The organism is Bacillus sp. FSL K6-0268 (assembly GCF_038005425.1).
Lineage (GTDB): Bacteria > Bacillota > Bacilli > Bacillales > Bacillaceae_G > Bacillus_A > Bacillus_A thuringiensis_S.
This window is the reverse complement of record NZ_JBBOTF010000001.1, coordinates 2626838-2639175: the sequence shown is the minus strand read 5'-3', so window position 1 is coordinate 2639175 and position 12338 is coordinate 2626838. Positions and strand designations below refer to the sequence as shown.

Below are 12338 nucleotides of genomic sequence, written 5' to 3'. Positions count from 1 at the left end.
AAAATATATTGACAAGCCCTTCGAAATATTTTAATGTGAGTGTATAAAATTGTCTATAAAGGGGAGTAACTTATTACAGTAAAGTCGTCATTACAGGGAGAAACCCTCGGCTTTATTGGCAACGTTCCGTTGTTAGTGAGACCTTTACCAGCAATGGTAAAGGCCCCTTATTGTCTTTTTTAGGACCCTTACCATGTTTGGTAGGGTCCTTTTTGTATACAAAGAGAGGAGATATAAAAATGAAAAAACTTATTAGTAGATTAAGAGTTGTATTTCATGTTCGCCGATTTGTTCCATTTCTATTTGACTTTTTCACTTCAAAAGAGGTTTCAATAAAGAAGAAAATTTTATCTATTGCGTTTTTAGTTGGTTATGTTGCGATGCCGCTCGATTTAATTCCAGACTTCTTACCGTTTATCGGTATTTTAGATGATATTGGAATTGTGTTATTTATTTTGAACCGAATTGTAAAAATGGCGCCAGTTCAATTACAAGAAAAGCATAACGTAAACGTAGGATAGGAGTTAAAAATATGGAGCAAATTATTTTAGATATAATCGAGTTTTTAAAGCAGTTTTCTTATTTTGGAGTTGTGTTAGCATTAACGTTTGAATTTATTCCAGCAGAAGTAGTTTTGCCCATGGTTGGTTATTGGGTGTACGAGGGAGATATGAATTTTTGGCTTGCTGTACTAGCCGGAACCCTTGGCGGAACGACAGGACCTTTAACGTTATATGCACTCGGTTATTACGGCGGTCGTCCTCTATTAATAAAATACGGGAAATACTTCTTCATTAAAGAAGAACAAATTCAAAAAGCAGATGATTTCTTTGAGAAATATGGACCGGTTGTAGCATTTGTTGGACGCTTTGTGCCAGGAGTTCGAACGCTTATTTCTGTTCCGTGTGGTATGGCGAAAATGAACATATGGAAATTTAGTATATATACATTTGTAGCAATGTTCCCATTAACGACTTTATATGTTTATTTTGGAATGAAATTAGGTCCTCATTGGGAAAAAGCAGCGGACGTTGTTGGGCAATATATGCTACCGATATTAGGAGGCGTTATTCTTATCGTTGCTAGTATCTTTGTCTATAAATATATGAAGAAAAGAAATAAAACGGAATCTATCTAGTCATTTGAATATTTTTTGAAAATAGATGAATAGTACAGGCAAAAGACTCTGAGGGACATACACATATAGGGAATATAAAAGAGAGAGGGGAAACAACTATGTCTTGTGAGTGCTCAGGGTCAGCATTAACTTGTTGTCCAGATAAAAATTATGTGCAAGATAAAGTGTGTAGTCCGTGGTCTGCTACTGTAGTTGCAACAGCAATTGATAATGTTCTCTATACAAATAATATTAACCAAAACGTAGTTGGTACTGGTTTTGTTAAATATGATGTTGGACCAGGCCCAATTACTGTAGAGGTACTTGATTCTGCTGGGGGTACAATTGATACACAAACATTAAACCCAGGAACGAGTATTGCTTTTACGTATCGCCGCTTTGATAGTATACAAGTTGTGTTACCTGCAACACCTGCTGGAACGTATCAGGGAGAATTTTGTATTACAACACGTTATCCACTTTCATAGCAGAATAGGAGAGGTTCAAAATGGGAATGAGAAGTTCCAGTTTGTCTTGTTGTTCTAATAAAACACTTGTGCAAGACCAAGTATGTACAGACTGGTCTATTACAGGTGCTGGTACTCAAATTGTATATACAAATAATATCACGCAAGAAGTATATGGTTCAGGTTACGTGAAATACGATGTGGGAGCCAACCCGATTACAGTTGATTTTTTAGTAGGGGCAACAGTAGTTGATACAATTACTGTACAACCACAAAGTAGTGGTACTTTCACTGTCCGATATTTTACTACTGTCCGAATTACTACGACAGGAACGACTGTTAATCAAGGTGAGTTTTGTATTACAGTACGTTATCCAATCTCATAAAAAGCATACCGTGAACGGTATGCTTTTTTTGAGAAAGTAATGAAATTGGTATTCTATAAGCAACATGTAAATTCGCAACAGTACTTGCCTTCTAAATATAGTGAAGGATTACTTGTTATATTGATAATACTGACTGACTGTAAGTTTTTTCCTGTGTACGATATTGTATTACCAGGAAACACAGTGAAAATATTGGTTGTGGCTCCAACGATTTGAATTGTAATTGATTCTGTGCTGCTAGTACTATTGTAAACCGAAACAGTACCTGATATAAGTAGTATCCCATCACTTTGCCACAGTATCATTGATTGTGATGCATCTTTGGTAGAAGGAATGGTGTTATTAGTTATAAGGAAATTCCCTGCAAATTCATTTGTTACTCGCTCGCAATTTGGATTTGGAGGAGGGGGCGGTGGACAAGGGGCTGGACAAATAATAGATAAAGGAGGAAACAGCCGATATTTTTTTTATTCTTCAATACAACCCCTCCTTTTAAGTGGTCTTTTACTACTATTAAATGTAAAAGCATGGCCGATGTGTTAAAAAAAGAAGGAAATATTAAAAATTAAGATTGTCTAATAGGCTTAAACCTTAACTTATCATTAGTGTTATAGAAAAGATTATATGTGAATAGTCATAGGAAAAGAATGATCAGACTCTTTTAGACAAAAGGTGGTTGTATACAATAGTACGAGGAATGTTGGACTTAATTTCTAATTAACTGTATATTTACAAAAATCTAATAAACTTCATTTTTTATTTAAACGACATTAACATGTATTAGATAAAATAGCCCTTGTAATGAATCAATTATTATGAGGAGGATTCACGTGGAAAGAATTGCTTTACGAAAAGTAAAAGGTCTTATTGGATTATTGATGGTTTTTGTATTAGCATTTGTATCATTTCCGTGGAGTACATCAGTCAAAGCGGAAGAGAAAAAGCAAGAAAAGGCACCAAGTGAGAAGAAAATAGTTTTCCCCGTTGTAAGTGATGTTCATATTAAAAATAGTGGAACAGATGATATGTTTCGCTGGAAAAGAGCGATTGAACAGTTCAATACGCTTGCACCAAAGCAAGATGCGTTCGTAATTGTAGGAGATTTTACTGATTCAGGGTCTGTGCAGCAATATGATCGTTTCATGCAAGTGTATAATGACAATGCAAATAAAGATGCGGTACGAATGAATTCTCTAGGTAATCATGATTATTGGAACGGTTTATCAGTAGAGGGAGCACAGAAGCGTTTCTTAGAAAAAACAGGAATGGAATCAATTTATTATCATAAAGTGGTAAAAGGGTATCATTTTATCGTAATGTCTCCAGAAAATGAAACGACACATGGGTATTATTCGGACAAACAAATTAATTGGTTAAAAGAAGAAATGGCAAAGGCGCAAAAAGATGATCCAGAAAAACCGATTTTTGTATTTTTACATCAACATATTAAAGATACAGTGTACGGTAGCCAAGAATGGGGAACGAAGGATAGTGCAAAAATTAATGCAGTATTAAAAGAATATCCACAAGTCATTACGTTTTCAGGTCATTCGCATTATCCATTAGATGATCCAAGATCGATTCATCAAAAGGACTTTACATCTGTTGGTACCTCTTCTGTAAGCTATATGGAGGTAGAGGGTGGCAAAGTGCAAGGGAATATTCCTTCAGAATCGCGTGCATTAAGCCAAGGTTTATTAGTAGAAGTAGACGATAAAGAAGTAACGATTAATCGACGCGATTTCCATACGAATTCTTGGACAGGCGAGCCATGGAAAATTCAGTTGCCATCAAAGAAAGAAACTTTTACACATGTAGAAGATCGTGATAAAGAAAAGCCATCTTTTGCAAAAGATGCAAAGTTATCAGTATCGAATGTAACAGAAAATGCAGCAACAGTAACATTCATGCAAGCATTGGACAACCTTCTTGTTCATTCTTATCGCGTACAAGCTAGAGATAAGCAAACTGGAGAAATAAAAAATAAATTACTAGCATTTTCAGAGTTTTATCGTGACCCAGTGCCGAAAGAACTGACATTTACACTTGCAGGATTAGATGGCGGGAGAACATATACGTTTGAAGTAGTCGCGATTGATTCATTTGGTAATGAAAGTGTGCAACCGTTAACGGCAGAAATTACTACGAAAAAAGATAACATTGATCCGAATGTGAAAGTACCAAAGGCTGATATTTTTGATGTGAATTTCTCAGATGGTACATTTAAAGACAATTCACCATTTGGTACAAAAGGTGAATTGAAGGGTAATGTGACTATTGAATATGATAAAGCATTGAAAAAGAATGTTATGAAGTTAAATGGAAAAGCTAATACATTTGGATATATTCCATTTTCAGCAGCACAAAAAGAGAAAATAGCAAATACGTTTACGTTAGAAACTGTGTTTTCAATGAATGAAATTCGCGGACAAGGTATTTTGCAAAATACAGAGAGCGGCGGAATTGGTTTTGAGTCTACAGGAAGTGGATATGTTGAATTATGGGCTCACATTGGCGGTAGCTACAAACGTGTTGGCGTTCAATTGGAAGCGAACAAAACGTATCATTTAACAGGAACATATAACGGAAGCGAAGTGGCAATTTACGTAGATGGTAAAAAAGTAAATAGTCAGTTAGCTCAAGGAAAAGTTTATAGCCCGAACGTACCATTTGCATTTGGAGCGGATCCTGATAGCAATGGAAATGGCGGCATTCCATTAAACGGTCAAATCGCGCTTGCAAAATTATATAGTAAAGCGTTAAGTTCTTCAGAAGTATTAGCAGCGTACAATGAATTTTCTAACCGTACGAAGTTAGAGCAAGTCAATGCATTATATGAGGAGCTAGGAAAAGTAAAGGAAGTGTTAGATGGTACGTATGAGTTTGGTGGTAAGCCAGGTCAATATTCAAAGGAAGCATTTCAAGAACTAGAAAAAAGCTATAACACTGCTAAGCAAGCATTTGAAAATGTAGGAAGTACTGGGGAACAAATTATTCAAACATATAACGAATTAAAAACAGCTAATGTAACATTCGTACAATCAAAAGTGGCAGAAGAACAACCAAAAACACCGAAAGAAAAATTACAGATCAATATTGAATCTGCAAAAGCAGTAGTGAAGAAAGCGCAAGCTGTAAATGTAACAGATGGTTCAGTGAAATCATTGCAACAAAAAATTACAGTTGCAGAAGCTGTATTAAAAGATGCGAAGGTAAAAGATGCACAGGTAGAAACGATGAATCGTACATTAGAATATGCGATTTCACTCGTTGAAAAAAGTATGAACAAATAAGAGAGAAGAAAAGAAGCTTATCATGATAGGCTTCTTTTTTGTTATACTAAAAGTAGCATAGAAAGAAGGAGCGAATAATTTGGAACAGAAAAAGCTAAAAAGAATTCTTGAATATGTATGGATCGCGGTTGTGCTCCTTGTAGGATATTATTTCTTAAAAGAGAAAAGTATTTGGGTTTTATTTTTAATGACTTTCTTATTAGCAGGACTAGGAACGTTATTTATTAACTTTTTCTTTGATAGTTTGAATGCCTGGAAGAATAAAAAGAAGGGAACGAAGTAAAGGAGGGAATATATGCAAAAGTGGAAGCTCATATATCAAGTAATCATTTTCATAGTGCTTGTAGGTATTGGCGTTTTTAAATATTCTACACCAATAGGAAATTGGGCGTGGTTTACAGCTTGCATCGGCATATTTTTCATTTTACAATCGTTAACGAAAAAATATAATTGTACAGAAAGATAGCTCGCCGCTAAAACGGCGAGCTATTTTGTTATGCTTTTTTCTGTTCATCATTCGTTTTTTCGGTAGCTAAATGGCTATGCTTTCTAGAGTAGAAGAAATAGAAGCATAAACCGACTATAAGCCAAGCTATAAAGCTAATCCATGTCGTTTTAGATAAATTAGCCATCAAATATAAACAGCAAAGAATCGCGACAACTGGTAATACAGGTACGAAAGGTGTACGGAATCCACGTTTTAAATCAGGATGTGTTTTTCGTAAAATAAGTACCGCGCAGCAAACGAATGTAAAGGCTGTTAACGTACCGATGTTTACTAAATTTGCTAGCAAATGTAAATCTAAAAGTCCTGCTAATAAAGCGGCAATAACGCCAGTAATCCACGTATTTAATAAAGGGATTTTTACTCTTTTATTTACACGTGCTAACGCTTTTGGAAGTAGACCGTCACGGCTCATCGCATACGAAACTCGAACTTGTCCATACATAACGACTAAGAGAACGGTTGTCATTCCAGTCATCGCTCCAACAGCGAGTAGTCCTGCAATTGCATCCTCACCAACGAAATGCAATGCAAATGCAACTGGATCAGAAACGTCTAATTGCGTATAAGGAACCATACCTGTTAAAACGAAAGATACGATCATATATAAAACAGTACAAATAAGAAGAGAACCGATAATACCAATTGGTAAGTCACGCTGCGGTTTTTTCGTTTCTTCTGCAGCGGTTGCGATTGCATCAAAACCTAAAAAGGCGAAGAATACAGTGGCAGCTCCGGTAATAATACCGTCGTATCCGAATGGAATGAACGGTGTCCAGTTTTCAGGTTTTACATATTTTGCGCCTGCTACGATAAAGGCAATGATAACAGCTAGTTTAATAAGAACCATAATATTATTAATGCGTGCACTTTCACGTATACCAAAACTTAAAAGACCAGTAATAAGAAGTAAAATGCAGACAGCTGGTAAATCGATGAGACCACCTTTTCCTACGCCGGGGGCCGAGGCGATTATGGCGGGTAGGTGTATATTGAACCCTTGTAGTAATGATTGCAAATAACCAGACCAACCGACAGCTACTGCTGCAACGGCAAGTAAATATTCGAGCATTAAACACCATCCGACGATGAAGGCGACGACTTCTCCGACTGTCATGTATGCGTAAGTATACACACTTCCTGAGACAGGAATAGAAGAAGCAAATTCAGCATAACAAAAGGCTACACAAGCACAAGTAAATGCAGCAATAAGGAATGATAGCATAATACCAGGACCAGAATGTTTTGCTGCAACAATACCTGTTAATACAAAGATCCCTGTCCCAATTACGGCGCCGATCCCTAAAAACGTTAAATCGAGTGCAGTTAATGTTCTATCTAGCTGCTTTGGTGATTCAGTACTAAGCGCTTTTTTTCGTAATAATGACTTCACTTTGGACTCTCCCCCCGTTTTTTCATTTCCATAACTGCGACTATAGTATGAGCCCATTAAAAAAGAGTATGTAAGGAAATGGAGGTACAGTTATGGTATGTAGTTTTTTAAAATTGCTGGATTAATCTTAATATAATTCAGAATATTTTGTCAAATAAAAATATGAAAAATAAAATTCGGATCAATAGGGGAAACTACTTGCAGAAATGAACGGGGGTTAACGACCCACTGATTAAAGTTAAAGTAGGAGCAGATGCTATGTTATTTTATTTTGAACTTGTCGTCATTTTACTTTGTACGAAATTAGCTGGTGACATTAGCGTGAGACTTGGTCAGCCTTCTGTACTTGGTAAGTTAATTGTCGGTATTATTATCGGTCCAGCTGTACTCGGTATTATTAATAGTTCTGAACTAATTGATGAACTGAGTGAGATTGGTGTTTTGTTACTTATGTTTATGGCGGGACTTGAAACAGATTTAGAAGAGTTAAATCGGAATTTGAAATCGTCATTTGCAGTAGCGGCTGGTGGAATTATTTTTCCTTTCATCGGTGGTTATGTAACAGGATTGCTGTTTGGATTAATGCAGTCCCATGCCATTTTTTTAGGATTATTACTTTGCGCAACATCGGTTAGTATTACGGTGCAGACGCTACGTGATTTAGGAAAAATGAATACGAGAGAAAGTACAACAATTTTAGGTGCTGCCGTATTTGATGATGTCATTGTCGTTATTTTATTGGCATTTGTAATGAGTTTTTTAGGAACACAAGATGTAAATATAACACTTGTCATTGCAAAGAAAATTATTTTCTTTGTAAGTATTGTTTTTATTGCTTGGAAAGTCGTTCCTTGGATTATGAAAATGCTTGTCCCGCTTCGTGTAACAGAAGCGTTAATTAGCGCGGCTCTTATTATTTGCTGCTCTTTTTCTTATTACAGTGAAATGATGGGAATTGCAGGCATTATTGGAGCATTTGCAGCAGGAATTGCTATTTCTCAAACAGAGTATAAGCATGAAGTGGAACATAAAATTGAACCGATTGCTTATGCAATATTTGTTCCAGTATTCTTCGTAAGTATCGGAATGGAAATTACATTTCAAGGCATTGGAAGCCAGCTTTGGTTCATTATTATTATGACCCTCATTGCGATTTTCACAAAGTTAATTGGATCAGGTTTAGGAGCGAGATTGACAGGTTTTAATCTCCAATCTTCTATTAGTATTGGCGCGGGGATGGTATCACGTGGTGAAGTAGCACTTATCATCGCAGCAAATGGACTTACGGCGAATTTATTAGCGAAAGAAAATTTCACAGCGATTGTTATTGTTGTTATATTGACGACGATTATTACACCGCCACTTTTGAAGAAATATTTTGTATAGAGAGGAAGGGCTTATCTGATGTAGGTAAGCTCTTTTTTTATTCCAAAAAGCAATGGTCATATAGCATGAAGGGTTTGTAATTATGGTAAAATCTATGTATGTGATATGACAAGGAGAGGGAAGTGTGAAGATTACGAAGGAGAAGGTTATCGGTGTAATCGTACTTATTGCAGTATGTATACCATTTACTGCATGGAAAGAATCAAAAGTGAAAGATTTTCCGGTTTCTATTTTTTCGGAAGAAGCAGATGGTGAGTACGGTCAGAAGCTGAAATATACTGCTTTTTTACCTGATGTTGCGATTTGGATGAACGGTTGGAAAGAGAAGTGGACAGAAGGAGAAAGAACTGTTTATCAAAAAGGGAATCGCATTGTAAATGTGTTTCATCCTCCTGGCGATGATGGTTTTTACCTTCTTGAAGCAAGAGAAAATAAGTGAACGCAACCGTAAGAAGTGGAGGTTAAATAGTGAAAGCTTCAACATTACTATTTAAAATTGAAAGTAATATGGATCAATTTTCACCAGCTGAAAAGAAGGTTGCCATGTACATAATGGAGAATGCAGAGATTGTTCCGAACTTAACGACGAAAGAAGTGTCAACGAATGCAGGCGCAAGTGAGGCGAGTGTCGTTCGTTTTTGTAAGTCGATTGGGATCGGAAGTTTTAAAGCATTTAAGATAGCACTCGTTCGTGAATTAACGATTGCTGATTATAATATTAACGATTTTTCAGTGATGAATACGGAAGATGGACCGTACGATTTGTTTAATAAAGTCACTTATGTGAATAAAGCTGCAATTGAGGCGAGCGTTACTGCGATAGATAAGAAGGAACTTGAGAAAGCTGCAGATCGTATTGTCAATGCGGGCAAAATTATATTTTACGGCGTAGGTGGATCAGCTACGCCAGCAATGGATGGGGCGTATAAATTTACACGGCTTGGATTTACAGCGATGATGCTATCTGATTTTCATATGATGTTGCCGCTTGTGACGAATTTAAAAGAAGGCGATATATTTGTTGCGATTTCAACATCTGGTCGAACGAGAGATGTGCTTGAAATGGCGCAGTATGCAAAGAGACAAGGTGCAACTGTTATTGGAATTACGAAGCTAGATCAATCATCCCCCTTATATAAAGAAGCGGACATTCGTCTTTGTATGCCAGATGTAGAACAAGATCATCGTATTGCAAGTATTGCGTCGAGAATGACGCAACTGAATATGATTGATGCTTTATATGTGATTACTTTCAACCGAATTGGTAATAAAGTATTGGATCAATTTATGGAGACGCGAGAAGAAGCGTTGCGGTTACGGAAGTTAAAGTAGAAGAAAAGATGAGGAGACTCATCTTTTTTATTATCTTTGACACAAATATGTCATGTTGTGAAATTTTATTTCATAAAATAAGAAAGGGATATTGATTTTTAGTTTCTTAAAGTTATAATAAAAGTGTGAAATATAATTTCAAAGAGGGTGACAATATGTTAGAAAATTTATCGACAGAACATCGTAATGAGAAAACAATGAATCTGGATGAAATGAGCATAAAAGAAGTATTGCAAAGTATGAATGAAGAAGATCGAACTGTTGCGTTAGCAGTTGAAAAAGAGATAGAACAAATTGAAAAGGTTGTACAGACTGTTATTAAATCTTTTGAAGAAGAGGGACGTTTAATTTACATTGGTGCTGGTACGAGTGGTCGTTTAGGTATTCTAGATGCAGTGGAATGTCCGCCGACATTTGGCACGGATGATAAAATGGTGCAAGGATTTATAGCAGGTGGGTTGAAAGCGTTTACTAAAGCGGTGGAAGGTGCCGAAGATCGCGAAGAGTTAGCAGAAGAAGATTTAAAAAGTATTGGATTAAATGAGAAAGATACAGTGATTGGAATTGCTGCAAGTGGCAGAACTCCTTACGTAATTGGCGGCTTGAAATACGCACAGAGCGTAGGAGCGAGTACAGCGAGTATTTCTTGTAATAAAAATGCTGAAATAAGTAAATATGCAAAGTTAAATGTAGAAGTAGAGACAGGTGCAGAAATATTAACAGGATCAACGCGTTTAAAAGCTGGTACAGCACAAAAATTAGTGCTGAATATGATTTCAACAGCTTCGATGATTGGTGTAGGAAAAGTATATAAAAACTTAATGGTAGATGTTCAATCCACAAATGAAAAGTTAGTAGAACGGTCAAAACGAATTATTATGGAAGCAACAGGCGCTAGTTATGAAGTAGCGGCAGAGTATTATGAAAAGGCAGAACGTAACGTAAAAGCTGCCATTGTTATGGTGTTGTTGCAGTGTGAGTATGGGGAAGCACTGGAGAAACTAAAATACGCAAAAGGGTTTGTGAAGAAAGCACTATAAAGTAATAGGAAGGGGGATTCTATTATGAAGAAAGAAGAGAGAATGGCCAAGGAAATTTCGGAGCAACTTGGGGGAATAAAAAATATTCGTAGTATTGCTCATTGTATGACGAGACTACGTTTAACGCTTCATGATGAAAGTAAAGTAAATATGGACCTTTTGAAAAAAGTTGAAGGCGTTATGGGTGTTATAGAAGATGAGACGCTTCAAGTTGTCGTTGGTCCAGGAACAGTAAATAAAGTAGCAGCTGAAATGGAAGGTTTGACAGGACTACGAATTGGTGAGGTAGCAGATCATCACCTTGAAGATATTGGGCAAGAGATGAAATCAGAGATTAAGAAGAAAAATAATACACCGGTGAAAAACTTTTTACGAAAAATAGGAAGTATTTTCATCCCATTAATTCCGGGGCTTGTTGCGTCAGGAATTATAAACGGGGTTGCTAACTTTGCGAAAAATGCTGGTGCTGATCCAAATGCAACGTGGTTACAAATGTTACTACTCATTGGCGGCGGTATCTTTACATTCTTAGGAATTTTAGTCGGCTGGAATACAGCGAAAGAATTTGGCGGGACACCGGTTCTTGGGGCAATTGCTGGTATTTTAATTTTCAACCCGGCGATGGCAAACGTAAAATTGTTTGGTGAAGCATTAGTGCCCGGACGGGGCGGATTGTTTGCAGTTATTTTTGCAGCATGGCTTATGGTTGTAGTGGAAAGACAAGTTCGAAAAGCAGTGCCAAATGCAGTTGATATTATCGTGACACCACTCATTACTGTATTAGTTGTAAGTATCGTAACGATGTTAGCCATTCAGCCATTAGCAGGTTTCTTATCAGATGGTATTACGAGCGGAATTAATGCTATTTTAAATATTGGCGGAGCATTTGCTGGCGCAGTACTTGCGGGAACATTTTTACCTCTCGTTATGGTCGGATTGCATCACGGTTTAACACCAATTCATATGGAATTTATTAATCAAACACACGTAACACCTTTATTACCAGTGCTCGCAATGGCTGGTGCTGGCCAAGTGGGCGCAGCAATTGCGATTTATGTGAAAACAAAAAACAAACGACTTCGAAATGTAATTAAAGGTGGATTGCCAGTTGGCTTTTTAGGAATTGGTGAGCCGTTATTATACGGGGTTACATTACCACTTGGGAAACCGTTTATTACTGCTTGTTTAGGAGCGGCTGTCGGTGGTGCATTCCAAGCAGTTATGCAAACGGCTTCACTTGGAATTGGCGTATCAGGGCTATCTTTAATTCCGTTAATTGCTGACAATAAATATTTACTATATTTCTTAGGTTTAGTAATTGCATATACTTTCGGATTTATCTTTACGTACTTCTTCGGATTTAAAGAAGAAATGGCAGAAAACATATAGAGAAAGGGATTCCTTTCTCTTTTTCTATTA

General features: G+C 36.7%; 13 protein-coding genes and 1 pseudogene. 12 read left to right on the top strand and 2 right to left on the bottom strand.

The window, feature by feature from the left end; all coding sequences use genetic code 11:
- The first annotated feature begins 239 nt into the window (after window positions 1-239).
- From MHI28_RS13615 to MHI28_RS13600, 4 genes are all read left to right on the top strand, one after another.
- The gene (locus MHI28_RS13615; protein ID WP_000733844.1) at window positions 240-521 is read left to right on the top strand and encodes a YkvA family protein; all 282 of its coding nucleotides are present in this window, start codon (window positions 240-242) and stop codon (window positions 519-521) included.
- Between the two features lie 11 nt (window positions 522-532).
- The gene (locus tag MHI28_RS13610) at window positions 533-1138 is read left to right on the top strand and encodes a DedA family protein (RefSeq protein WP_000435017.1); all 606 of its coding nucleotides are present in this window, start codon (window positions 533-535) and stop codon (window positions 1136-1138) included.
- Between the two features lie 98 nt (window positions 1139-1236).
- The gene (locus MHI28_RS13605) at window positions 1237-1605 is read left to right on the top strand and encodes a DUF3992 domain-containing protein (RefSeq protein ID WP_001277542.1); all 369 of its coding nucleotides are present in this window, start codon (window positions 1237-1239) and stop codon (window positions 1603-1605) included.
- Window positions 1606-1625: 20 nt separating this feature from the next.
- On the top strand, window positions 1626-1970 hold the full coding sequence (locus tag MHI28_RS13600) for a DUF3992 domain-containing protein (RefSeq protein WP_000525819.1): 345 nt from the start codon (window positions 1626-1628) through the stop codon (window positions 1968-1970).
- Between the two features lie 53 nt (window positions 1971-2023).
- Here the strand turns inward: MHI28_RS13600 and MHI28_RS13595 are convergent.
- A pseudogene (locus MHI28_RS13595) lies at window positions 2024-2448 on the bottom strand (S-Ena type endospore appendage).
- A 352-nt stretch (window positions 2449-2800) separates the two neighbouring features.
- Here MHI28_RS13595 and MHI28_RS13590 point away from each other — a divergent pair.
- From MHI28_RS13590 to MHI28_RS13580, 3 genes are all read left to right on the top strand, one after another.
- Window positions 2801-5263: a LamG-like jellyroll fold domain-containing protein gene (locus tag MHI28_RS13590; protein ID WP_000439563.1), complete on the top strand. Its 2463-nt coding sequence runs from the start codon at window positions 2801-2803 to the stop codon at window positions 5261-5263.
- A gap of 79 nt (window positions 5264-5342) precedes the next feature.
- Window positions 5343-5546: a hypothetical protein gene (locus MHI28_RS13585; protein ID WP_000435797.1), complete on the top strand. Its 204-nt coding sequence runs from the start codon at window positions 5343-5345 to the stop codon at window positions 5544-5546.
- Between the two features lie 12 nt (window positions 5547-5558).
- Window positions 5559-5729, top strand: a complete 171-nt coding sequence (locus MHI28_RS13580; protein WP_001174833.1) for a hypothetical protein — start codon at window positions 5559-5561, stop codon at window positions 5727-5729.
- Window positions 5730-5757: 28 nt separating this feature from the next.
- On the opposite strand, the gene MHI28_RS13575 is transcribed toward MHI28_RS13580, so the two are convergent.
- Window positions 5758-7218: an amino acid permease gene (locus tag MHI28_RS13575; RefSeq protein WP_003276830.1), complete on the bottom strand. Its 1461-nt coding sequence runs from the start codon at window positions 7216-7218 to the stop codon at window positions 5758-5760.
- Between the two features lie 201 nt (window positions 7219-7419).
- On the opposite strand from MHI28_RS13575, the gene MHI28_RS13570 reads away from it, so the two are divergent.
- The 5 genes from MHI28_RS13570 to MHI28_RS13550 all read left to right on the top strand — a co-directional run bounded on the left by MHI28_RS13570 (window position 7420) and on the right by MHI28_RS13550 (window position 12308).
- Window positions 7420-8547, top strand: coding sequence for a cation:proton antiporter (locus MHI28_RS13570; RefSeq protein WP_340828057.1), 1128 nt, complete (start codon window positions 7420-7422; stop codon window positions 8545-8547).
- 124 nt (window positions 8548-8671) lie between these two features.
- Complete coding sequence (locus MHI28_RS13565) at window positions 8672-8986, top strand: hypothetical protein (RefSeq protein WP_000704960.1); 315 nt, start codon at window positions 8672-8674, stop codon at window positions 8984-8986.
- 29 nt (window positions 8987-9015) lie between these two features.
- The gene (locus tag MHI28_RS13560; protein ID WP_000648168.1) at window positions 9016-9879 is read left to right on the top strand and encodes a MurR/RpiR family transcriptional regulator; all 864 of its coding nucleotides are present in this window, start codon (window positions 9016-9018) and stop codon (window positions 9877-9879) included.
- A 155-nt stretch (window positions 9880-10034) separates the two neighbouring features.
- On the top strand, window positions 10035-10919 hold the full coding sequence (gene murQ / locus MHI28_RS13555; RefSeq protein ID WP_000892343.1) for an N-acetylmuramic acid 6-phosphate etherase: 885 nt from the start codon (window positions 10035-10037) through the stop codon (window positions 10917-10919).
- A 24-nt stretch (window positions 10920-10943) separates the two neighbouring features.
- Window positions 10944-12308, top strand: coding sequence for a PTS transporter subunit EIIC (locus tag MHI28_RS13550; protein ID WP_000711295.1), 1365 nt, complete (start codon window positions 10944-10946; stop codon window positions 12306-12308).
- The last annotated feature ends 30 nt before the right edge of the window (window positions 12309-12338 follow it).